The following is a 22,540-nucleotide window of genomic DNA, read 5'->3' on the forward strand; positions in this document are numbered from 1 at the left end:
CGGGTCTCCTGAGGGCTTTGCAACGCGCCAATGGGCTGTTATGTTCATTATTTGTTCTCTTTCGGAAAATGAGTCAATCGGACTCCGGCGAGAGTCTTTCGGAAGCGAGCGGGGACCTTGGGGAAAGCAACGGCGCAGTATTGGCCGATTGTCGTTGCGAGTCAGGTGCATAGGAGCGGGGCGGCATGGATGCGGCGTATCTGGAAAAATTGAATGACGGACAGCGCGCCGCCGTCGTGCACGGCATGGGCCTGCCCGACGGCAGCGTTGGCGGGCCGCTGCTGATCATCGCCGGGGCGGGATCGGGCAAGACCAACACGCTGGCGCATCGCGTGGCGCAGCTCATTATCTCCGGAGCCGACCCTCGGCGCATCCTGCTGATGACGTTCTCACGACGTGCCGCCGCCGAGATGGGCAAGCGCGTCGAGCGTATCTGCGCCAAGGTTCTCGGCGACAAGGCAGGAATCCTGACTGACGGGCTTGCGTGGTCCGGCACGTTCCATGGTATCGGCGCCCGGCTGTTGCGCGAATATGCCGTCGAGCTCGGGCTCGATCCGCAATTCACCATCCACGACCGCGAGGATTCCGCGGACCTCATGAACCTCGTCCGGCACGATCTCGGCTTCTCGAAGATGGAAAGCCGGTTCCCCGCCAAGGGGACGTGCCTCTCCATCTATTCGCGCGTCGTCAACGCCGAGGCGCCGCTCGACGAGATACTGCGCGCCAGCTTTCCTTGGTGCGCCGGCTGGGAGAAGGAGCTGCGCGAACTTTTCGCCGGCTATGTAGAGGCCAAGCAGGTCCAGAACGTCCTCGATTATGATGACCTGCTGCTCTACTGGGCGCAGACGATGGGAGACGCCACGCTGGCCGACGAGATCGGCGGCAAATGGGATCACGTTCTGGTCGACGAATACCAGGACACGAACCGCCTGCAGGCGACTATTCTCACAGGGTTGAAGCCGGCCGGGCGTGGTCTGACCGTCGTCGGCGACGACGCGCAAGCGATCTATTCTTTTCGGGCGGCGACGGTGCGCAACATCCTCGACTTCCCGGGGGAGTTCTCGCCGGCGGCCGACGTGATCACGCTCGACCGCAATTACCGTTCGACCCAGCCGATCCTCGCCGCCGCGAACGGGGTGATTGGCTTGGCGCGGGAGCGGTTCACCAAGAACCTTTGGACCGATCGGCCCTCGAACGAGCGGCCGCGGTTGGTCACGGTGCGCGATGAGGCCGACCAGGCGAAATTCGTGGCGAACGAGGTATTGGAAAACCGAGAGAGCGGGATGCGCCTTAAGGATCAGGCGGTTCTGTTTCGGGCAAGCCATCACAGCGGGCCGCTTGAGATCGAACTGACGCGTCGCAACATTCCGTTCAAGAAATTCGGCGGCCTCAAATTCCTCGACAGCGCCCATGTCAAGGACATGCTGGCGGCCTTGCGTTTCGCGCAGAACCTGCGCGATCGGGTCTCGGGTTTCCGCGTGCTGCAGCTCCTGCCCGGCGTCGGGCCAGCTACGGCGCAAGCCGCGCTCGATGCCGTGGCAGACAGCGCCGACCCGATCGATACGCTCGACAATCTGCCCTGCCCTGCCCGCGCCCAGGCTGAATGGTCAGGCTTCGTCGAGCTGATCGCCGGCCTACGCTCCGGTTCGTCAGGATGGCCGGCAGAGATCGGGCAGGCCCGGTCCTGGTACGAACCGCATCTCGAACGCATCCATGAGGACTTCGAGATGAGGCGGGCCGACCTGCTGCAGCTCGAAGACATCGCTGCCGGCTATCCGACCCGCGAGCGCTTTCTTACCGAACTCGCGCTCGATCCTCCGGACGCGACGTCAGGTCAGGCTGGTGTGCCCCTGCTCGACGAGGACTATCTGATCCTCTCGACGATCCATTCCGCCAAAGGCCAGGAATGGCACTCGGTCTTCGTGCTCAACACCGTCGATGGCTGCATTCCTTCCGACCTCGGCGTCGGCACGACAGATGAGATCGAGGAGGAGCGACGCCTGCTCTATGTCGCAATGACTCGCGCAAAGGACAGTCTCAATCTCGTCGTGCCGCAGCGCTTTTTCACCCACGGCCAGTCCTCGACCGGCGATCGGCATGTCTATGCCTCGCGGACGCGGTTCATTCCGGCTAGTCTGCTGAAACTGTTCGAGTGCCGGACCTGGCCGGTGGTTGCACCTGGAGCCGCAGGCGACAGCGGTCCGCGACAGGTTCGCTTGGATGTCGGGGCGCGCATGCGCGGCATGTGGCGTTAGATGGAGATGGCGTCACCGAGCTTGCGCAGGAAGGAGGCGCCGATGACAGAGGAATTGGTCGGCGCCGCACCGTTTGACACCGGCGAAAAGCAAGGTGAGAAACCCGTCCGCAAAATAATACATTGCGACATGGATGCTTATTATGCCGCGGTCGAGCAGCGCGACAATCCCGAGCTGCGCGGCAAACCGGTAGCCGTCGGCGGGTCGGCCGCCCGTGGCGTCGTCGCGGCGGCAAGTTACGAAGCGCGCGCCTTCGGCGTGCGATCAGCTTTGCCTTCGGTGACCGCGAAACGCCGCTGCCCCGAGCTGATCTTCGTCAAACCCCGCTTCGACGTCTATCGGGCAGTTTCGGCGCAGATTCGCGAGATCTTCGCCGAGCATACCGATCTCATCGAACCACTCTCGCTCGACGAGGCCTATCTCGACGTCACCGAGAACAAGCAGAACATCGGCATCGCCACCGAGATCGCGACCCTGATCCGTGCTCGGATCAAAGAGGTGACCGGGCTCAACGCATCGGCCGGGATTTCCTACTGCAAGTTTTTGGCAAAAATGGCGAGCGATCTCAACAAGCCCAACGGCCAGGCCGTCATCACCCCCGCTATGGGACCGGGTTTCGTGGCGACATTGCCGGTGAAGAAGTTCCACGGCATTGGACCGGCGACAGCCGCGAAGATGGAGAACCTTGGGATCGAAACGGGCGCCGACCTACGTGAGAAGCCGTTGGCGTTCCTGCAGGAACATTTTGGCAAGGCGGGCGGGTGGTACTACCGGATCGCGCGGGGGAGTGATGATCGTCCCGTGCAGCCGGACCGGCCGCGCAAATCTATCGGCGCCGAAGACACGTTTACGTCCGACATCTTCGAGCTCGAAGTGGCCAAGGCGGAGTTGGCGCCCCTGGTCGCTAAGGTCTGGCGTCATTGCGAGGACCGCGGCTTCTCCGGCAAGACGGTGACCGTGAAGGTGAAATATGCGGACTTCCAGATTATCACCCGGAGCCGAACCATTCACGGATCCATCCGGTGCGAAGGCAAGCTGCGCGAGCTTGCGGTCAGCCTCCTGGAAGCGACGTTTCCGGCATCGAAAGGCATCCGCTTGTTGGGGATCACACTTTCATCCCCGGTATCGGAATCTGATACGCTTGAGGCCCAGCTTTCGTTACCGATCTGAATTGTGTGCCACCGAGTGCAGTCCAAACTCGTCAATATCGCGCGGTTGTGATCAAAAGTCGTCGCACAATCTGGACAATCCGGACGTTCTGCACTATCTATGCCTTGAAACGTTGGAGGCGATGATGGTCGCAACAGCTCGCAAACCCGGAACTGACATGCAGCTCAATGTAAGCCGCGCGGCGGTTGCCGACATTCTCGATGTGCTCGCGCGTCACAATCCGGGCGTTCCCAAGGCAGCATTGAAGGGCAAGAGCAAGGTCGTTGCCGCAGTTGCAGCTGCCACTGTGGGGCTGTCCGAGGAACAGCAACGGCGTATCCTGGCCTATGAGAAAGTGCTCGGGAAGACCATGGAATCGGTTGTTGCTGACCTTGGCGGTGAGCATCCTGACGAGCTTATCAGGGTCGAAGCCGACAAAATCGTCGAGATCAGCCAAGGTGAAGGTCTGGGTGATCTGCTGGATGAGTCCGAGGGTCGTCGGCGGCTCGAGGCGATCGCGGCGCCGGTTCGCCTCGAAGACTGGGCTGGCCCGGTCGCTGGACCGAGTGAGATCGAGCGCAAGTTCGGCACACGACGGTCTACGCTTCACGAATGGCAGAAGCGCGGGGCGGTAATCGGCCTTCTACGGGGGGAACGCAAGCATGTTTTCCCTCTCGCACAGTTCGTCGATGGCCGACCGATTGAGGGTATGTCCGAAATCGTGCGTGTGATCGGCAATCCACGGGCGGCCTGGCAATGGCTCGTTCAGTCCAAGCCGAGCATCGGAGGAGCTCCTCTGGAACGCCTCAAGAAGGGACACGTCTCTCAGGTCGTCGAAGCGGCCGAACGCGATTTCGGCTGACCGTGAAGCTGGATCCGAAAGTCGTCGCGGAACTGGCCATTCCGTTCCGCCCCTTGGCCTATTTGCGCGTTATGCCCAAGGTCCATGCCGGCATGCCTCTCGGCATGGGCTTTGGGCAGACGCGGTTTTCCGCTCCGGACAACTCGTTCAAGGTTCTCTACATCGCACGCGACATCGCTACGGCAATTGCCGAGACGATCATCCGGGATCGGTTTGAGGGGCGAGCAAAGCGTATCCTCGACTTCACGGAGGTGGACGATTGGGCCTTTTCCGAAGTGTCGACGACAGGTCCGTTGACGGTGCTCGACCTTCGGACCACGGGTCTGCTCAGACTGGGCGTGTCCACCAATGCGGCGCGCGCTAAGAGCCATGCAACAGGGAAGCGGTTGAGCCACGCGCTCTATCATCGTTTTGCGATCGACGGCATCCTCTACGCATCGAGGCTGACTTCGGCGGAGTGTGTTGCCGTCTATGATCGGGCCGTCCCTACCAAATTGGTTTCGACCTCCGCGAAAAGTCTTGTCCGAAATCCTTACCTGATTGATGCGCTTCGATCACTGAACGTGACAGTGCGGGCTTCCTGATAGATTCAATGCTGAGCAATGAAAGGGACAACCCAGGTTTCGATTCCTTGCGGCACGGCGAGCCTCTTGTGTCGCGCAATTCGTGAAATCTGCTACGACGCAGGCTTCAGCTTGCCCATGTCATAGGTGCCTACCAGGCCGGTGTAGCGACTGTCAGCACGTTTGTTGGTGCGGATTCCAGAGGGTTGCGCCGACCCGAAAACCGTGAATCAATCGAGATGGGGACGCGGCGGCCTTCGGAGTGTGTCGAGGTAATGCGACGTTTCAGACTTGCTGGCCAGGTTATCAACGAAACGGATTCAGGCCTGCAGAGTATTTTGGCGAATGCGTATGATTTACGCATTCGACCTCTCTGCCTTTGTCGGGAGCCCGGCTTGGCGATGTATATTGCGCGCGTCGGCACTCAGTACGTTGTCAAACGAATGCCGCTGTCCGGGAGCGGGCATGACCCTCAATGCCCATCCTATGAAGCGCCTGACGAACTCTCGGGCCTCGGTGTGCTGATGGCCAGCGCCATTCAGGTGGATCCGGAGACCGGCATTTCGGCACTCAAGGTCAGTTTCACTCTCACAAAAACAGGCTCGCGCCCAACACCGGTAAGCAGTTCTGGAGGCACTGAAGACGTCAGCGGCGACCCTAAGAAATTATCCCTACGAAGTTTGCTGCACTACCTATGGCATCAGGCTGAGCTGACGGAATGGACCTCTCGATGGCAAGGCAAACGTCACTGGTGGAACATTCGGTGGCACCTCATCGAAGCCGCGCGACAAATGGTTGTGAAGGGCGGTACGCTAGCTGACGTCATGTTTGTTCCAGAGTCGTTTCGCGCCACGGACAAGGCAGCGATCGAACAGCGGCGTGCTGCTGAACTGGCTCCGAGTGTTGCATCCACGAGAGGGCCCCGACGCTTGATGATCCTGGTCGGTGAGGTCAAGGAAATTATCCCGGCTCGCAGCGGTCATCGCCTGATCATCAAGCACATGCCGGGCTTCCCCTTTATGCTGGACGATAGTCTGCATCGCCGCCTGCAGGTCCGATATGAAAATGAGCTAGCTCTCTGGGCCGCTGATGATGCGTCGCACCTCATGATAATCGCCACCTTTGGTCTTTCGTCGGCGGGACTGGCAAGCGCTGAGGAATTGGCATTGATGGTGGTCGCGGAGAATTGGGTCCCCTACGAATCGCTCTATGAGAAGAAATTGGTAGACGTCTTGGCGAAGGTAAAGCTACGGAGCGTCAAGGGTCTGCGCTACAATCTTCCTATAGACTTGCCTTTCGCGGCGGCATGGCTGCAACGTCATCCTGTGCCGCTTGCCATGTATGTCGTTCCTCCGTCAGCGGACAAGGTCTATGAAGAGGCGCTTGGTGAGCTCATTGCCTCGAGGCCAGAGGTTGACGCTTGGGTTTGGCGCACGGTGGAAGGTGACATGCCGCCACTACCCTTTCGGTGACTTCATTCTTTCGACCGTTCTTGCGGTAGTCACTTGTCGCGAAAAGCGGCTCTCTCTCCATGTAGCCACTGACGCTCGATCAGGCGAAGGTGGACAAGACGTCAAGAGGCGGGCCTCCAATACCGCTCATGCTTGTCTTCGAGGGCCCAAACGAAGGTACGGCTCGCAAAGTCACCGCCAGCGAACAAAAAATGCGTTCTGGCAACCATTATGAGCGTTGCGATGTAGGGTCCTCTACGAGATGGACTATGCCTGCGACTTCTGAGACCGGAACGACGAAGGCCAGTCCGTGGCCAGGTGCCGTCAGTTCAGCGGCTTCCACGATCTTCTGAAGGATCACTGACTTCATATCCGCCGGAACAACGGTGAAAACGATCTCTTTTTCTGGTTCGATCTGGATTCCGAATACACGCATTTGTTCGTTGCGTCCGATTCCACGCGCGAGCAGAATGGTGCCGCCATGTGCGCCGGCCTCCATAGAGGCTTTGAGAACTGTGTCGCCCCAGCCTTTGCGAACGATACTGACGATCAGGCAAGGGTCCTTCATTTCTCCTGCTCCCGTGTACGGCTCATCCGGATAAGAAATCCCAACAACATGACAGATGTGATCGGCGCGAGGGCGATGAGGGCGACGAAGCCGAAGCCCTGCACAACTGGCTCCAGACCTCCCAACGCTGTGGAGGCGCCGAGAGCTAGCGCGAGAAGAAAGCTGTTAGCCAAGGGTCCTGTCGCAACACCGCCGCTATCGACGGCGATCATGACGAAATCCTTGTCGCTAAACCACATCAGGCCGCTCACCAGAAGATAACCCGGAATCAGAAGATAAAGCAGCGGGATACCATAGGCGATCCTCAACATGCCGATCCCGGTCCACAGCGCGACGCCGGCACAAACGGCATAAAGTACCAGCGAGCCGCGAATGGAGCCACTCGACGCCTCCTCTACCTCGCCAGCCAGGATGCGTACCGCAGGTTCACCCCAGGTGGTCAGAAAACCCAGCACGAGGCCGATGAGTACGAACAGCCATGTCGCGTTCAGTCTGCCGAGGGCTTCACCTACTGCCAGACCGAAGGGCAGGAAGCCTATGCCCATGCCAAGAAGGAACAGGAATAGGCCAAATGCTGCAATTGCCGTCCCTTTCAGGACGTCGGCCACCTGCTGGCGTGGCAACCTCAGCAGGAATATCTGAAACAAGAGGAAGAGCACGATCAGTGGGACGATGGCGATCGCCACGCTCCAAATGGTCGACTGGAGTTCTTCAAGCCAAGTTTCCGTCACGACACGAACGTCCAGAGCAATAGCACGATAATGACGGGGCCGATGGATGCAAGTCCGAGAAGCCCAAATCCGTCCGATACTGATGAGCGATCGGCAAGAACGCCGCTCAGCCCCAACGCGAGAGCGATGATAATGGGGGCGGAAAGTATTCCGGTCGTAACGCTGCCGGCGTCGAAGGCGAGCGGTACGATCATCGTCGGCGCAGCAAGAGCCAGGAGGACGACGAGTCCGTAGGCGATTGTCAGCAGTACGCTTTGTCCCCGCAGCAACTGTTCACCTGGCGTCGGGCCGCTCGCCAGCCGGCGGCCGAGAGGGCGGCGATGCCGGAATCGTTGTTCGTGCCGGCAGTGGTGGCGGCTCCGATGCCGGAACCGGCGGCGAAGCTGCCGCCACGAAAGCGGAAAGCCGCTCGTGACGCCGGCGTGATCGAGCTCGAGATCGACGGCGTCGCCATGCGGGTTGGCCGTGGTGCTGATTCCAAGACGGTCGCGGCGGTGATCCGTGCGTTGAAGGCGACGTCGTGATCGGGCCGACGAGACGGCCATCGGCGATAGTCTTGAGGTGGGACCAGGATCGGCTGCTCATGGCGCAACCTCCCCGACCAGAACCTGAACCGCTACGGCAAGCGGACCATCGTCATCGTCGTCGTCGTCGACCAGGTCATCATCGACGAATTGGTCGTCACCATCGTCATCGCCATAATCACCGTCTTCGCGATAGGACATATCGCATTCGATGATCAGCTCTTCCTCGTCCTCGAAAGGACGGACATAGACGGTGCCATATCCGCCCTCATTATTGACCCAGTCGCCTTCTGGCGCATCGGCGACGATGTTTTCAAGCAGTTCAGGCAAGTGCCGGATCTCGCCGCGATCGCCGATAAAGATCGGGACATCCGGCAGATCATGCGCCAGCGGATCGTCCCTATAGGTGACGCGTTCAAGCGTCGTTTCACCGGAATCGCCGCCGCCACTGAGCGAATATTCGATCTCGGTGATCTGGAGGGCGCGCAGGATCGCACCCAGCCGCTCCGCCATTTCCATTGTCTTGCCCTTCCCTTGGGTGTTGAACACACCTTCGGGCACGCCGCCTCTCCGCCCGGGCGGGTCAGGGGCCGGCTTTAGCCGGGCGAAGCTTCACCCTTGAGGCGACCGGCGGGCATGCGGCATGCGGGTCTCTTTCTCCGCTCTTTATTATCCTTTCCTCACCTGCTCGCGCAGGGCATCGTTCCAATCGTCGGCCGGCGGGATCAGCCGCAGCCAGTCGCAGCCAGTCTCCTCGGCAAGGTCTCGCAGCCGTTCAGCAAACACGGCGCCTTGGGCATTGGCATCGGTCGCCGCCTCGGTCACGCAAAGACGAAGAGCATCCGGGCGACCGAGACGGAACAGGACCTTCGCGCCACCGGATGCAAAGCCGCGCCAATCGGGTCCGCGCTCCTCCCAGCCGGTCACGGCCCCGTCGATATTGGTATGCGCCGCCCACATGCTGCCATGCGGACCCTCCCGCAGCATATTGGTGGAGTTGGCGATACGGATGATCCGCTCGGGTAGACCGCGATCCCCGGCGAGATAACGCCAGGTGGCCGAGCCCTTCCATGGCTTTCGCCGGGTCTTCCAACGTTCGGCAATGGAGATATCCGGCTCCTGATTACGGGATTCCCGCTTCCAGATGGGTTGCGCGGGCACGATGCCGACAAGGGCGGCAACCTCGTGCATAGCTTCGGCGAAGCGCACTCCCTGCAGATGTTCGACCAAATTGAACACGTCACCCTTGTCGTCGCCGAGCGGGTCGAACCAGCCTTTACCGTCATGAATGACAATGATGATCTCAGCGCCGCGACGATACTTCATCGCCCTGCGTGTGCTTTCCTTGAGATCGAGCGCAAATCCCTCCTGCTCCAGCACCGCGCTGCAGGGCACTTTCTCTCTCAAATCTTCCAGATCTGCTTTTTCCATTCTTCGCGCCTGCACTGCCCTTGCTCCTTTTACCCGATTCCCGCTCCCGATCCTTTCGGGGGCAGATACCGGAGGCCGCGAAGAGCAAGGCGGGCAAGGGCGCAACGGTCAACCCGGCATTTCAGAGGGGGTCAGCAGGGTCGGGACTGCAGCGGCGAAGCTTCCCTTGCCGGCCGCCGCGCGCAAGCGGCACGGGACCTTCAGCGGCTCCGGCGCTTTTGCTCGGACACGATCTCGCGCAGCGTTACGATATTCATCTCAACCTGGGGCGAAATCCGGGCCACTTCGGCCGCGACCTTGGCCCAGTGATAAAATTCAGCTTTCTCGCCACGTACTCGGGCCCGGGTCGCACGGCGCTGCGCCTCGTAATAGGCGCCAAGTTCTTCGGCAACGAGAAGGCGGCACGCGTCATCTTGCCAGCGGCGGCGTAGCGCGCGACGATCATCGACCCAGCGTGCGAATGCTGCGAACATGAACGCCTTCCTTCGCATCACGGCCGGGGTTCCTCTCGACGAAGGCCTGCCGAAACTTCGGCTCTGCCAACTGCCGGCCCGTAAGGCAGGACCATATTCAATTATTGTGTTGCAAAGCTGCAATCCATTAAGTGGCCATGCAGCAATCGTGTTGGTGAAAAGAGGCATTAAACGTGAGCGAAACCCCCATCGATGGATCTGACAGGCTAATCGAGCTGACCGCAGATGTCGTTTCGGCCTAAGTGTCGAACAATCCTGTACCTGTCGCCGAATTGCCCGGCTTGATCTCCAGGGTGTATACGAGCCTGCTGCAGCAGACCGATGTCCCCACGGAAGTCGTATCAGAATCCAAAAAGCCCGCAGTCCCAATCAAGAAGTCGGTGACGCCGGACTACATCGTCTGTCTCGAGGACGGAAAACAGTTCAAATCCCTGAAGCGCCACTTGTCGACCCACCATGGCCTCACCCCGGACGAATATCGTGTGAAATGGGGCCTGCCGGCAGACTATCCGCTGGTCGCGCCAAACTACGCCGCAGCGCGTTCCGCACTGGCAAAATCGATGGGATTAGGACGCAAGCCAAAGCCCGTCGAAGAACCGCCAGCGGCTCCTGCCAGACGGAAGAGACTCGGCCTCAAATTCTCATAGGGCCTCTTTCGACCGTTCCCAGGTTGCACCGGAACAACTCGCCGCCCCATTTGCGCGATTCAATAGATGCCGTCCTGAATGCACCGGCGCTTCTCCATCGCGAACGGTGAGCAGGGTCAACGGCAGTTCGAAGAACAGACCACCGATGACCCGCACCACTACGGCACCGATGACGAATGTCAGATTCTGAAGGGCAATCCCAGCCGTGCGGCAGGAAGGCCGGTGCGCATCGGGGTCTTCACGTCATCTCCTAGTAAAGAGCTGCCCTCTCGCGGTTCGGTGCGGGAGGGCAAGCAGGAACACCGTTCATGGATGTTGTCGCCGCAAGTCACTGCTTGCGCAACGGCGTTATTCGGTGGTCTTGCCGTCGAAGTGTTCATGCGCGGCGTCGGCTTCAGCCTTGGTTGGATGAACGACACCGTCGACGTGCTCGGGAGGGCTGTAGATCGTATAAAGCTTCAGCGGCTCATTCCCGGTGTTTTTGACGTTATGCCGCGCACCGGCCGGTACGATCATGGCCATATCGGCCCTGATCCTGCTCACATTGCCGTCGATCAGGATTTCGCCTTCGCCGTCCTCGACACGGAAGAACTGATCGCCGTCGTCGTGAACCTCTTCGCCGATCTCCTCGCCGGGCTGAAGCGCCATCAGCACGAGCTGCATATTTCTTGCCGTATAAAGAACACGGCGAAAATCCGTGTTTCCTTCGGTCAGTTCCTCGATGTCATCAACAAATCCACGCATGATATGCTCCATTTCATTGGTTTATTGCAAAAATGTTAGCTCGTCGTTGATCTCACTCAAGTCTCCCCATAAGACTTTCGCATATGGTCGTGTCGCCGATGCGACTTTGGTAAGAGTATCCTCAAGCTGTCCTTCCAGCAGCGGCGCGTCCACATCAAAGCATCCGCCAGGGAATCGAGACTTGTCGACCTGTGCATTTACGCACGGAAATCCCTTTGGTTTAGGCGGCAATTCCACCACAGCTCCCCATGTGGTCGCCCGACGAACCAGAACCAAGGCAGCGGCCTGTGCATTCATGCAAGCCTGGCTTGCCGGTTTCACCAATCGCAATGCGGGGTCCAACCCTTAGATCAATGAGGCAGGGGACACCCCTTCCCCACTATCGAAAGGAACCCGATCATGACCCAGAAAACCATCCTTCGCAGCGATGAGCTTTCCTGCCCCTCCTGCGTACCCAAGATCGAGAAGGCGCTCAACGCCCTTCCCGGTGTGGCAAAGGCCGAGGTGCGCTTCAACACCGGCAAGATCGAGGTCGAGCACGACCCCGCGCAATCGAGCGTTGAAGCGCTGGTCGAGGCAGTGCGTGGAACCGGCTACGAGGCGCGGCCTGCCGCCTTTTGATCGGCACTCCGCCTTTTTCGCCGCGCCGCGTGCCGGCGCGGCAGGCACGCTTTTCCGACATGGATGAAGATGAAAGGAGCGAGGAGATGAGCAATCTTGTCAGCAGGATCAAGAGCGCCTTCGTGCATCCGGCACGGCGGCGTTTCTGGCTGACGGTCGGCAGCGGCGGGTTGATCGCGGCCGGTCTTCTGGCGCGCTACGGCTTCGGCATGGTCGAGGCATGGACCGCGCTGATGGTCGCGGCCGCATTTCTTGCCGGCTCCGACATCGCGATCCGTGCCTGGCGCTCGCTGCGTGTAAAGCATTTCAGCATCGAATTGCTCGTCACCGTCGCGGCGGTCGGCGCGCTCATTATTGGCGAAGTCTGGGAGTCGGCGGCCGTCACCTTCCTGTTCATGTTCGGCGGCTGGCTGGAGGCGCGCACCATGGGGCAGACCCGTGGCGCGCTGAAGGCATTGCTTGATGCCGCGCCCGCCACCGCGACCGTGCTGCGCGACGGCGATCCCGTCGAGGTGCCGGCGCATATGGTCCAGCTTGGCGAGACCGTGCTGGTCAGGGCCGGTCAACGCATCCCGGTGGATGGTGAAGTAACCGAAGGCACCGCCGCCGTCAGCGAGGCGGCGATTACCGGTGAGCCGATGCCGGCCGAGAAAGCGCCTGGCAGCCACGTCCATGCAGGAACGATCGCCGAGAACGGGTTGCTGCGCATCCGCGCCACCAATGTCGGCGCCGACACCACCCTTGCCCGCATTATTCAGCGCGTCGAGGAAGCGCAGGAGGAAAAGGCCCCGAGCCAGCGCATGATCGAGCGCTTTGCGCAATGGTATACGCCGTCGATCATCGGGCTCGCGGTCGCCGCCTTCGCGGTGACGCAGGACATCCGCCTGGCGCTGACGCTGCTGGTCGTCGGTTGCCCCGGCGCGCTGGTCATCTCGACGCCGGTCTCCATCGTCGCCGGCATCGGCCGGGCGGCGCGCAGCGGCATCCTGATCAAGGGCGGCCAGCATCTGGAAAGTGCGGGCCGCATCGATACGCTGGCGCTCGACAAGACCGGCACGCTGACGGAAGGCAAGCCGCAGCTCGCCTCTATCGTCGCGCTCGGCGGCATTGCCGAGGCCGAGTTGCTGCATCTGGCTGCGACCGCCGAGACCGGATCGACCCATCCGCTCGGCCGTCCGATCGTCGAGGCCGGCCGCAAGCAGGGGCCGCTTTCCACGCTCGAATCGCTGGAGGAACATGCCGGCATGGGCCTGAGCGCCCGCATCGACGGCCGCATCATCGCCGCCGGCAACCGGCGCCTCATGGACACGCTCGGCATTGCGCTGGGCCAGGAGGGCGAAGCCGCTCTGGACCGTCTGCTGTCCAATGGCCAGACGCCGATCCTGGTGGCGCGTGACGGGCAGTTGATCGGGATGCTGGGCATGTCCGACATGGCCCGTGAAGGCGCGGCGGAAGCCATCACCCGGCTGCGTAACATCGGCATAGGCCGTGTGGTCATGCTGACCGGCGACCAGCATGGCGCAGCCGAAGCCATCGCCCGCGAGGTCGGTATCGACGAGGTCCATGCCGGGCTGATGCCCGAGGACAAGCTGGAACTGATCCGGAAGATGAAGGCGGATGGCGCGCATGTCGCCATGGTCGGCGACGGCATCAACGATGCCCCCGCTCTTGCCGCCGCCGACACCTCGATCGCCATGGGCGCCGCCGGCAGCGACGTCGCCATCGAGACCGCCGACATCACGCTCCTGAAAGACGATCTCGGCAAGATCCCCGAGGCGATGGCGATCTCGCGCGCAACGCTGGGCAATATGCGCCAGAACCTCGTCATCGCACTGGTGACGGTGGCCGGACTGCTGGCGGGCGTGTTCTCCGGCAATGTCCATATGGCCGGCGGCATGCTGGTCCACCAACTTTCGGTGCTGATCGTCATCGCCAACGGCATGCGCCTTCTGCGCATGCCGAAGACGACCGCACCCGGCGGGAGGGCCTCAAAGGTCGCCACCGCCCGGCCCGCAACTGTGGCCGCGCGAGGCTGAAGCCTCCTCGCAGACCCCGCAGCGATGCGGAGTCTGTTGTTTTTGCGACGTCAACCCTGTCTCATCGCTCGCATTTGTCGGAAAGGATCGACATGAATGCCAGGACCGCCCCATGGAACGACGTTTTCGACTTCTGGTTTCCCGAAGGCCGCTCCTCACAGATAAAGGCTGAAACTCACCGCGATCACTGGTCGTGGCGGCTGCACGGCGGAGCGGATGACATGATCGTCGAGCGCTTCGCCGACCTCACGAGAAGCGCAGCTTCAGGCGATCTCGACGACTGGACCAGCGACCCCGAAGGCAGGCTGGCGCTAATCATCGTGCTCGACCAGTTCTCGCGCTCGCTCTGGCGCAACACACAGCGCGCATTCGCGCAGGACCCTGCCGCGCTGTCGCTGGCGATGGAGGGGTTTTCGAACGGCCACTACGCATCGCTGGACATGCCCTGGTTCAGAATCGTCTACAGTCAGCCCCTTGGCCATTGCGAAGGCCCGGATCACCTCGCGCGCATCGACCTGCTCATCAGGCTTCGCGAAGAGATAGCGGCGGAAGCGTCCGCTTCCCTTCAACCGATATACCAGTCGCTGGTGGATCAGGCTGGCGACGTACGCAAGGTCATCGCCGCTTTCGACCGTCATCCGCACCGCAATAACGTCCTCGGCCGAGAATCGACGCCGGCGGAAGAAGCTTACATCGCCGGAAGGGATTTCCCGCACGAAAGGGCGTTTCAGGCGTGACGCCTGGAGGCGAAGCGCATCGCGGGTTGATGCTTTCGTCGGCTGCTCGGGTAGATTACGGTTGTTGCGTATTCATATTCTCTGGAAGGAAAAAACATGGCTGACATCTGGCTTCCCTCACTCAAGACAGCGACCCCGCAGGAGGGGTTCGACCTTGCCACCAAAATGGCGCGGGTCGGCGTCAAGGTCACCCAACCGTCCGCAGAAATTCGCGACAAGCTGCGCGCGGCCTACGATCAGGACACCGCGCAACTGATCGCCTCCTCACAGGTGATCGCCATCCATTTCCAGACGGTGGCGGCCGCCAACAATTACTGGCGCGACTGACGCCCTCGCCTACGACTGACGCCAGGGCGTCAGTCGCGTCAGCGTTTCAGTCACAGTTTCAGACCCCGCAACCGCAGCGCGTTGGCGATGACGCTGACCGACGACAGCGACATGGCGGCTGCTGCGATGATCGGTGACAGGAGCAGGCCGAAAGAAGGGTAGAGCACGCCTGCGGCAACCGGGATGCCGGCGGCATTGTAGATGAAGGCGAAGAACAGGTTCTGGCGGATGTTCGCCATCGTCGCCTCGGATAACCGCCGCGCCTTGACGATCCCCATCAGATCGCCCTTGAGCAGGGTGACGCCGGCGCTTTCGATGGCGACATCGGTGCCCGAGCCCATGGCGATCCCGACATCGGCGGCGGCAAGCGCGGGCGCGTCGTTGACGCCGTCGCCCGCCATCGCCACCACCCGGCCTTCTGCCTTGAGCCGGCTTATGACCGCGCTCTTTGCGTCCGGCAGCACGTCCGCTTCAACCTCATCGATGCCGAGTTGCCGCGCGACGGCTTCGGCCGTGGTTTTATTGTCGCCGGTCAGCATGACGATGCGGATGCCCTCGCCATGCAGCGCGTTCAGCGCCTCCTGCGTCGTCGCCTTGACCGGATCGGCGATGGCGAAGATGCCGCCGGCCCTGCCATCGATCCCGATATAGATCGCGGTGGCGCCATCATGACGCAACGCATCTGCCTGGCCGGACAATTCCGCGACGTCGACGTCGTGTTCCTTGAGGAACACCGCATTGCCGACCACGATCGCCTTGCCTTCGACGCTGCCGAGCGCGCCCTTGCCAAGCGGAGAGTCGAAATCCACTACGGGCGGGATGGCGATGCCCTTCTTCTCCGCCGCCTCCACGATCGCCAATGCCAGCGGATGTTCCGACGCCTTCTCGACACCGGCGGCAAGCCGCAGGATTTCCGTTTCGTCGAAGCCGGCCGCCGCAACGACCGCCGTCACCGACGGCTTGCCCTCGGTGAGCGTGCCGGTCTTGTCGACCACCAGCGTGTCGACCTTTTCCATATGCTCGAGCGCCTCGGCGTTCTTGATCAGGACGCCGGCACTAGCGCCCTTGCCGACGCCAACCATGATCGACATTGGCGTCGCCAGCCCAAGTGCGCAGGGACACGCGATGATCAGCACCGAAACGGCCACGACCAGCCCATAGGCAAAGCGCGGCTCCGGCCCCCAGATGCCCCAGACAATGAAGGCGAGAATTGCGATGACGATGACCAGCGGTACGAACCAGCCCGAGACGTGGTCGGCCATGCGCTGGATCGGCGCACGCGAACGCTGCGCATCGGCGACCATCTGGACGATCCGCGACAGCATCGTATCGCGGCCGACCTTTTCCGCACGGATCACCAGCGCCCCGGTCTGGTTCAGCGTACCGCCGATGACCTGATCGCCCACAGTGCGGGTGACAGGCATGGATTCGCCGGTAACCATCGCCTCGTCGAGCGATGAGCGTCCGTCCTCCACCACGCCATCGACCGGCACGGTCTCGCCGGGCCGCACGCGCAGCCTGTCGCCGAGAATAACGTGCTCGACCGGCACGTCTTCCTCTGTGCCGTCATCGCCGATGCGCCGCGCCGTCTTCGGCGCCAGATCAAGCAGCGCCCTGATCGCGCCCGAGGTCTGTTCGCGGGCGCGCAGTTCCAGCACTTGGCCAAGCAGCACCAGAACGGTGATGACCGCCGCCGCCTCGAAATAGACCGCGACCGTGCCATCTTCCGCGCGGAAAGCGGCGGGGAAAATTCCCGGCGCAAGGGCGGCGACGATGCTGTAGGCCCAGGCGACGCCGGTGCCCATGGCGATCAAAGTGAACATGTTGAGGCTGCGATTGATCAGCGAGGCCCAGGCGCGCTCGAAAAACGGCCATCCGCACCACAAAACCACCGGCGTCGCCAGAACGAGCTGAATCCAGATCGATATCCGCATTGGCACCAGATGGTGCAGGGCCGGGAAAAGATGACCGCCCATTTCGAGCACGAAGACCGGAGCGGCGAGAACCAGCCCGATCCAGAAACGCCGTGTCATGTCGGCGAGTTCGGGGCTGGGGCCGCTGTCGGCCGTCACCACCAGCGGCTCCAGCGCCATGCCGCAGATCGGGCAGCTTCCCGGCCCGTCCTGCCGGATCTCGGGATGCATCGGGCAGGTCCAGATCGCGCCCTCGGGCGCTTCCGGTATGGGCGACGCTTCCCCTGCAAGATATCGCGCCGGGTCCGCCTCGAATTTCGCATTGCAGGACGCCGAGCAGAAATAGTGAGTGTGGCCCCCATGGGTCAGGCGATGTTCTGCGGTTTGCGGGTCGACCTCCATCCCGCAGACCGGGTCCGTCACAAGATGCGCATGACCCGAATGGTCATGATCATGCGAATGGTGCCGATGCTCATCGTGTCCGTTCATTCTCTAACCCGCCGCCTCAATGGAACTTGGAAAACTCATCGTTTCGCTACGTTGCCAAATAGCGCGTTCAGCCCCTCGGCCATTGTCGGGTGCGCAAGAACCGCATCGCGCAGGACACTGTAGGACAGACCGCCAAGCATGGCCGCCTGCACCACGGCCATCACTTCCCCGGCCTCCGAGCCGATCATGGTAAAGCCTGCGATCCGATCCTGCGGATCGACCAGCGCCTTCATGAAGCCCGCGGTCTGCGATGTCGTCCGTGTCCGCAGCACCGCCTTCATCGGCAGTTTGACGACGCGCAAATCCATTCCATTGGCCCGCGCTTGCGCCTCGCTCATGCCGATGCGGGCCAGCGGCGGGTCGATGAACATGCAATAGGGCATCAGCCGCCCGGTGGTCGTTCTGTCTCCACCGTCGAGATTGTCCCGGATTATTCGGAAATCATCGAGCGAAGCGTGGGTGAATTGCGGACTTCCCGCGCATTCGCCGATGGCCCAAACGTCCTTTGCGGTCGTCTCCAGGCGATCGTTCACCTTGATGGTGCCGGGATCCGTCAGCGCAACCCCTGCCTCTTCAAGGCCGATGCCTCGCGTGTTGGGCGTGCGGCCGGCTGCAACCAGAATGTCTGTGCCTTCGATCATTCTCGAACCATCCGGCGTCCGAACGGTGACGCGCACGCTTCCGGCTGATCGGCCCTCCACGTTCGCAACTTCAGCCGACAAAAGCACCTCGACGCCCTCCGCCTCCAGGATCAGTCGGACCTCGTCGGAAACATCCTCATCCTCGCGCTTCAGCAGCCGCGGGCCACGGTCCACAACTGTGACGCGACTGCCGAAACGTCGATACGCCTGGGCAAGTTCAAGGCCGACATAGCCTCCGCCGAGAACAATCAGATGTGCCGGCAACCGGTCCAGTTCGAGCGCCTCGATATGAGTGAGCGGCCTGGTCTCGGCGAGGCCGGGAACAGGCGGAATGGTTGCATGCGTCCCAAGATTGAGGAACAGCTTTTCAGTGGCGAGCCGCCGCATCCCGCCGTCGTTCAAGGCAACTTGAATCGTCCCAGGCGCGACGAGGCGTGCATTGCCCATGACGAGTTCCGCGCCGGTCGCCTCGTAGCGCTCGAGATGAAACGCCACGAGGCTCTCGACCATGGCGCGCTTGCGCGCCACAACCGTCTTCATGTCGACCGAGACGGGGCCGGCGACAACGCCATACTCCCCGGCATGGGCAACGGTATGAGCGACACCCGCGCTCCAGATCTCGTTCTTGCTGGGCAGGCAGTTGATGTTGGGACACGAACCGCCGATCCAGCGCCGCTCCATGACGGCTACCTTCTGGCCGGCTTGCGCCATATCCCAGGCGAGGTATTTGCCGCCCTCGCCATTGCCGATCACGACAGCGTCGTAGCGCTCCGCTTCCGTCATCAACTACGTATCCTTCTGCAACAGCGACTCACCGCACGATGAAAATATGGCGCTCGGACATATATGCGGAATCATGTCATACTCTTGCGGGGTCGAACAATTACTGTTGCTTTTGCGGGCGGCCCCTTGAGGTGGCCTTACTGCCAGTATCCGTGCCGTCGCATCATTTCCAGGCCACGGCCTTAAAATGGGCCGGGATCATGGAGTGGAGTGGGTTCTGCTCCGGCTGTATTGCCCGGAAAGGGAACATGCTGGCTGCACAGGATTGGCCGACTTTCTGTAGGAGAAAATCATGTCGTTGAATGGCAAAGTCATTTTGGTAACCGGCGCTGGCCAGGGGATCGGACGCGGTATTGCGCTGCGGCTTGCAAAGGAAGGCGCTGATCTCGCGCTGGCCGACGTCAAGGCCGATAAGCTCGACTCCGTTCGCAAGGAAGTCGAAGCGCTCGGACGCAAGGCCACCACCGTCGTCGCCGATGTCAGCAAGCGCGACGAAGTCTACGCCGCCATCGACCATGCAGAGAAGCAACTCGGCGGGTTCGACGTCATGGTCAACAATGCCGGCATCGCCCAGGTCAAGCCGATCGCCGACGTCACGCCCGAGGACATGGACCTGATCTTCCGGATCAATGTCGACGGCGTGCTCTGGGGCATCCAGGCGGCTTCGCAGAAATTCAAGGATCGAGGTCAGAAGGGCAAGATCATCAATGCCTGCTCGATTGCCGGACATGACGGCTTCGCCATGCTCGGCGTCTATTCGGCAACCAAGTTCGCCGTGCGTGCGCTGACGCAAGCCGCCGCCAAGGAATATGCCAGCGCGGGCATCACGGTGAACGCCTACTGCCCCGGCATCGTCGGCACCGACATGTGGGTGGAGATCGACGAGCGCTTTTCCGAGATCACCGGAACGCCGAAGGGCGAAACCTACAAGAAATACGTCGAGGGCATCGCTTTGGGCCGCGCGCAGACACCGGAGGACGTGGCAGCGTTGGTCGCCTTCCTCGCGGGCGCCGATTCCGACTACATCACGGGACAGTCGATCCTGACCGATGGCGGTATCGTCTATCGATAAAGCCGCCTGCCAAATCGCGAACGTTCAGAAGCGCCCACACCGGGAAACGGCCTTGTGAGAATTTTTCTCTCCAGCGGAATGGTTCCGTCTGGAAGAACCGCGTTTTGTCGGAGAGAATTGTTCTCTTGTTGCTTGGCATGGTCATCGCCGCCTTCGGTCGCCATTCGCACTACAGGTTCTTGACCGGCAATCGACACCTGCTGAAGATCGATCGGTTTCCTCATCTACGCGCGTTTCGAGCGGGATTGCCGTCATCCGGTCAAACCCCTGACTGGTATGAAGGCTCTACAGGGCCGGCGTTGGATTGGCGTCGCAGTGAGGTTGCACTGCGCGCCCGGATCGGGTCGGCGAGTAGCCTGAGGCCGTTCAGCACCACCAGCACCGTGCCGCCTTCGTGTCCGACGACCGCGAGCGGCAGAGGCAGGGCGAAGAACAGGCTCGAGGCGACCAGAAGCAGCATCATGCCGATGGCGAAAATCAGATTCTGGCGGATAATCCGGTGGGTGCGCCGCGCCAGCCGATGCGCGGCGGCAAGCCGGGCCATGTCCTCCGACAACAGCGCGACATCGGCCGCGAAACCGGTAATTTCTCTGGGGTCGAATACGTGTTGTTAGGTCCGAGCGGTCCATCACCGTCGCTTTGTTCGGAGGGAGAGCGATGGCGGTGGAGTGGACGATCACGATCGAGGGCAAGAACGAGTTTGGCGATACCTGCCGGAAGGAACTCCGGATCGACAAGACCTGGGAGAGGCTGTTCGACGGCGACGTTGGCTTGTCGGTCGAGGACGGCAAGAAGATCATGGCGGCGCTGCAGAGCGCGGTCGTGAACCACGAGGCGGAGACATATGCCCAGTTTCGCCGACCCTGCCCCGATTGTCACACATTCCGGCCGGTCAAAGATTACACGACACGCCGGATCCGAACGGTCTTCGGCACGGTGAAGGTGCGCAATCCTCGCTGGATGATTTGCCGAGATTGTTACCCGGGCATGGACGGCGCCCTCGCACCGCTAAAGGAAATCTGTCCCGATCGGGCGATGTCGGAGCTGATGGAGTTGACAGCACGGCTGGGGAGCATGATGCCCTACCGGCAGGCGGCGAAGGTGCTGGCCGAATTCCTGCCCATTGAGCCAACCGAGTCGCACGCGACCGTGCGCAAGCGCACCATCAGGATCGGCAAGCGGCTCGACGACCAAATCATGCGGGAAACATGGCGGGTTAGGTCTCAAATGGATGACCGTCACCAGCTTGAGATGCAGCTTCCCGGCGATCGGCGCAAAGAGTTCGTTGTCAGCATCGATACCGCTCATGTTCGCAGCGCCGAGCCCAATTCAGCGCGGAATTTCGAACTCGTCGTTGCCAGATGCGGCCGCGGGGGACGGGGTGAACCAGGTGGACGCTATTTCGTCACCGGCAGCACCGCCCAGCATGCGATCCGCGATCGCACTCTCCACTCCCTCCGGGAAGTCGGGTATCGCGGCTTTGGCGATGTGACGGTTATCTCCGACGGGGCCGAAATTCTGAAGCGGCTGCCCCGTGCCATGCCGAAACCGACGGCTCACATCATCGACTGGTTTCATATTGCCATGAAGATCCAGCCCATGCAGCAAATCGCCGATCACATCGTGCGATCCCGATCCGATCCCTTTGATGCGCTTCCAACCATCGACAGGGACATCAGAGCCGTGAAATGGCGCTTGTGGCATGGCCGCGTCGATCGCGCGATCCGCGACCTGGAGAGCCTTCTCACCGGCCTCAAGCAGCCGCAAGGAAACGCCGAATTCTCGATCGCACGCCTTCACAGCCTCGGCGCGCAACTCCTGACCTACGCCCGCTCGAACCGCGGCGCGATCATCGACTACGGAAAGCGCTATCGGGGCGGTCTGCGGGTCGCCACCACCCTTGCCGAGTCAGCGGTGAATTCACTCGTCGGCAAGCGGATGGTCAAGAAGCAGCAGATGCGATGGTCGCTCCACGGCGCTCACATGCTCATGCAGGTCCGAACGGCCGAACTGAACGGCGAACTTCGCAACCGGCTGAGGGCACCGCTCCGACAGCCTGAACGGAACGCGCCGCTAATATTCAAGCCAAAACCGCCTCTTCTGCGCGCCGCCTGACCCCAGAGAAATTACCGGTCTCCATGGAAACCTGGCTCACCCTTCACCGTGCCCGCGTTGCCGCCAAATCACCGCTCCGCGAAGCCCTGAGCTGCATCGCCAAATACTGGAATGGCCTGCTTCTCTTCCTGACCGACGGCCGCATCGAGGTGGACAACAACAGTGTCGAAAGAACCATCCGGCCGATAGCTCTCAGTCGGAAGAACGCACTCTTCGCAGGCCACGACGCAGGAGCAGAAGGTATGAGCGTGACACCGCTTACCTTCGGACGGGAGTGAAGATGACTCATTCAATCAATCGGCACGCGCGGGCTTGCCTTTACGGGGTCGCGGCCGGAGCTTCTCTAGGCGCCGCGGGCCTCTCCACGGCTCACCACTGCACTGAATTCCGCAAAGCGATTCCATTAGA

At 61.5% G+C, this 22,540-nt stretch carries 22 protein-coding genes and 3 pseudogenes; 14 read left to right on the forward strand and 11 right to left on the reverse strand.

Annotation, left to right across the window (positions count from 1 at the left end):
- Positions 1-185: 185 nt before the first annotated feature.
- From PVE73_RS27250 to PVE73_RS27270, 5 genes are all read left to right on the forward strand, one after another.
- Positions 186-2,255, forward strand: a complete 2,070-nt coding sequence (locus tag PVE73_RS27250) for an ATP-dependent helicase (RefSeq protein WP_277367895.1) — start codon at positions 186-188, stop codon at positions 2,253-2,255.
- Between the two features lie 129 nt (positions 2,256-2,384).
- Entirely contained in the window at positions 2,385-3,425 is a 1,041-nt protein-coding gene (dinB, locus tag PVE73_RS27255; RefSeq protein ID WP_277367959.1) for a DNA polymerase IV, read from the forward strand.
- A 157-nt stretch (positions 3,426-3,582) separates the two neighbouring features.
- Positions 3,583-4,266, forward strand: coding sequence for a hypothetical protein (locus tag PVE73_RS27260; protein WP_277367896.1), 684 nt, complete (start codon positions 3,583-3,585; stop codon positions 4,264-4,266).
- 2 nt (positions 4,267-4,268) lie between these two features.
- On the forward strand, positions 4,269-4,850 hold the full coding sequence (locus PVE73_RS27265; RefSeq protein WP_277367897.1) for an RES family NAD+ phosphorylase: 582 nt from the start codon (positions 4,269-4,271) through the stop codon (positions 4,848-4,850).
- Positions 4,851-5,104: 254 nt separating this feature from the next.
- Positions 5,105-6,301: a DUF1173 domain-containing protein gene (locus PVE73_RS27270; protein WP_277367898.1), complete on the forward strand. Its 1,197-nt coding sequence runs from the start codon at positions 5,105-5,107 to the stop codon at positions 6,299-6,301.
- A gap of 208 nt (positions 6,302-6,509) precedes the next feature.
- Here the strand turns inward: PVE73_RS27270 and PVE73_RS27275 are convergent, their stop codons facing one another.
- The 3 genes from PVE73_RS27275 to PVE73_RS27285 are packed head-to-tail and all read right to left on the reverse strand — an operon-like array spanning position 6,510 to position 7,848.
- The gene (locus PVE73_RS27275) at positions 6,510-6,848 is read right to left on the reverse strand and encodes a P-II family nitrogen regulator (RefSeq protein ID WP_277367899.1); all 339 of its coding nucleotides are present in this window, start codon (positions 6,846-6,848) and stop codon (positions 6,510-6,512) included.
- Complete coding sequence (locus PVE73_RS27280; protein WP_277367900.1) at positions 6,845-7,579, reverse strand: DUF1538 domain-containing protein; 735 nt, start codon at positions 7,577-7,579, stop codon at positions 6,845-6,847. The genes PVE73_RS27275 and PVE73_RS27280 overlap by 4 nt, the downstream gene beginning before the upstream one ends.
- Positions 7,576-7,848 (reverse strand): DUF1538 family protein, encoded by a 273-nt coding sequence (locus PVE73_RS27285; RefSeq protein ID WP_277367901.1) that lies wholly within the window; start codon positions 7,846-7,848, stop codon positions 7,576-7,578. Before PVE73_RS27285 ends, PVE73_RS27280 begins: the two co-directional genes overlap by 4 nt.
- Before the next feature lie 51 nt (positions 7,849-7,899).
- On the opposite strand from PVE73_RS27285, the gene PVE73_RS27290 reads away from it, so the two are divergent.
- Positions 7,900-8,103 (forward strand): hypothetical protein, encoded by a 204-nt coding sequence (locus tag PVE73_RS27290; RefSeq protein ID WP_277367902.1) that lies wholly within the window; start codon positions 7,900-7,902, stop codon positions 8,101-8,103.
- Positions 8,104-8,160: 57 nt separating this feature from the next.
- Here PVE73_RS27290 and PVE73_RS27295 read toward each other — a convergent pair whose 3' ends face one another.
- The 3 genes from PVE73_RS27295 to PVE73_RS27305 form a co-directional block, all read right to left on the reverse strand.
- Positions 8,161-8,664, reverse strand: a complete 504-nt coding sequence (locus PVE73_RS27295) for a hypothetical protein (protein WP_277367903.1) — start codon at positions 8,662-8,664, stop codon at positions 8,161-8,163.
- 108 nt (positions 8,665-8,772) lie between these two features.
- The gene (locus tag PVE73_RS27300) at positions 8,773-9,534 is read right to left on the reverse strand and encodes a DUF3991 domain-containing protein (RefSeq protein ID WP_277367904.1); all 762 of its coding nucleotides are present in this window, start codon (positions 9,532-9,534) and stop codon (positions 8,773-8,775) included.
- Positions 9,535-9,734: 200 nt separating this feature from the next.
- Positions 9,735-10,007 (reverse strand): hypothetical protein, encoded by a 273-nt coding sequence (locus tag PVE73_RS27305; protein WP_277367905.1) that lies wholly within the window; start codon positions 10,005-10,007, stop codon positions 9,735-9,737.
- Positions 10,008-10,180: 173 nt separating this feature from the next.
- On the opposite strand from PVE73_RS27305, the pseudogene PVE73_RS27310 reads away from it, so the two are divergent.
- A pseudogene (locus tag PVE73_RS27310) lies at positions 10,181-10,654 on the forward strand (MucR family transcriptional regulator).
- A 348-nt stretch (positions 10,655-11,002) separates the two neighbouring features.
- Here PVE73_RS27310 and PVE73_RS27315 read toward each other — a convergent pair.
- Positions 11,003-11,398: a cupin domain-containing protein gene (locus PVE73_RS27315; protein ID WP_024845350.1), complete on the reverse strand. Its 396-nt coding sequence runs from the start codon at positions 11,396-11,398 to the stop codon at positions 11,003-11,005.
- A 399-nt stretch (positions 11,399-11,797) separates the two neighbouring features.
- Between PVE73_RS27315 and PVE73_RS27320 the strand changes: the two genes are divergently transcribed.
- The 4 genes from PVE73_RS27320 to PVE73_RS27335 all read left to right on the forward strand — a co-directional run bounded on the left by PVE73_RS27320 (position 11,798) and on the right by PVE73_RS27335 (position 15,119).
- Positions 11,798-12,019, forward strand: a complete 222-nt coding sequence (locus tag PVE73_RS27320) for a heavy-metal-associated domain-containing protein (RefSeq protein WP_009450579.1) — start codon at positions 11,798-11,800, stop codon at positions 12,017-12,019.
- 86 nt (positions 12,020-12,105) lie between these two features.
- A complete protein-coding gene (locus tag PVE73_RS27325; RefSeq protein ID WP_277367906.1) occupies positions 12,106-14,055 on the forward strand; it encodes a cation-translocating P-type ATPase in 1,950 nt (649 codons plus the stop codon).
- Positions 14,056-14,147: 92 nt separating this feature from the next.
- On the forward strand, positions 14,148-14,792 hold the full coding sequence (locus tag PVE73_RS27330; RefSeq protein WP_009450581.1) for a DUF924 family protein: 645 nt from the start codon (positions 14,148-14,150) through the stop codon (positions 14,790-14,792).
- 96 nt (positions 14,793-14,888) lie between these two features.
- A complete protein-coding gene (locus PVE73_RS27335) occupies positions 14,889-15,119 on the forward strand; it encodes a hexameric tyrosine-coordinated heme protein (protein ID WP_009450582.1) in 231 nt (76 codons plus the stop codon).
- 50 nt (positions 15,120-15,169) lie between these two features.
- Here PVE73_RS27335 and PVE73_RS27340 read toward each other — a convergent pair whose 3' ends face one another.
- Together PVE73_RS27340 and PVE73_RS27345 are read right to left on the reverse strand one after the other, a co-directional pair.
- Positions 15,170-17,521, reverse strand: coding sequence for a heavy metal translocating P-type ATPase (locus PVE73_RS27340; RefSeq protein ID WP_081581943.1), 2,352 nt, complete (start codon positions 17,519-17,521; stop codon positions 15,170-15,172).
- A 35-nt stretch (positions 17,522-17,556) separates the two neighbouring features.
- Complete coding sequence (locus tag PVE73_RS27345; protein ID WP_277367907.1) at positions 17,557-18,945, reverse strand: mercuric reductase; 1,389 nt, start codon at positions 18,943-18,945, stop codon at positions 17,557-17,559.
- A gap of 292 nt (positions 18,946-19,237) precedes the next feature.
- Here PVE73_RS27345 and PVE73_RS27350 point away from each other — a divergent pair, with 292 nt between their 5' ends.
- On the forward strand, positions 19,238-20,017 hold the full coding sequence (locus PVE73_RS27350; RefSeq protein WP_009450585.1) for an acetoin reductase: 780 nt from the start codon (positions 19,238-19,240) through the stop codon (positions 20,015-20,017).
- On the opposite strand, the gene PVE73_RS27355 is transcribed toward PVE73_RS27350, so the two are convergent.
- Complete coding sequence (locus PVE73_RS27355; RefSeq protein WP_137390480.1) at positions 20,008-20,241, reverse strand: hypothetical protein; 234 nt, start codon at positions 20,239-20,241, stop codon at positions 20,008-20,010. The genes PVE73_RS27350 and PVE73_RS27355 overlap by 10 nt on opposite strands.
- 35 nt (positions 20,242-20,276) lie before the next feature.
- Positions 20,277-20,591: pseudogene (locus PVE73_RS27360) on the reverse strand (cation-transporting P-type ATPase); the annotation flags it as partial.
- A gap of 83 nt (positions 20,592-20,674) precedes the next feature.
- Between PVE73_RS27360 and PVE73_RS27365 the strand changes: the two are divergent.
- Together PVE73_RS27365 and PVE73_RS27370 are read left to right on the forward strand one after the other, a co-directional pair.
- Positions 20,675-22,132 carry an ISKra4 family transposase gene (locus tag PVE73_RS27365; protein ID WP_277367908.1) on the forward strand — a complete coding sequence of 486 codons (1,458 nt, stop codon included), beginning with the start codon at positions 20,675-20,677 and terminating at the stop codon, positions 22,130-22,132.
- A 23-nt stretch (positions 22,133-22,155) separates the two neighbouring features.
- Positions 22,156-22,371, forward strand: a pseudogene (locus PVE73_RS27370) (transposase); the annotation flags it as partial.
- Between the last annotated feature and the right edge of the window lie 169 nt (positions 22,372-22,540).

Source organism: Chelativorans sp. AA-79 (genome assembly GCF_029457495.1).
Taxonomy (GTDB): Bacteria; Pseudomonadota; Alphaproteobacteria; order Rhizobiales; family Rhizobiaceae; genus Chelativorans.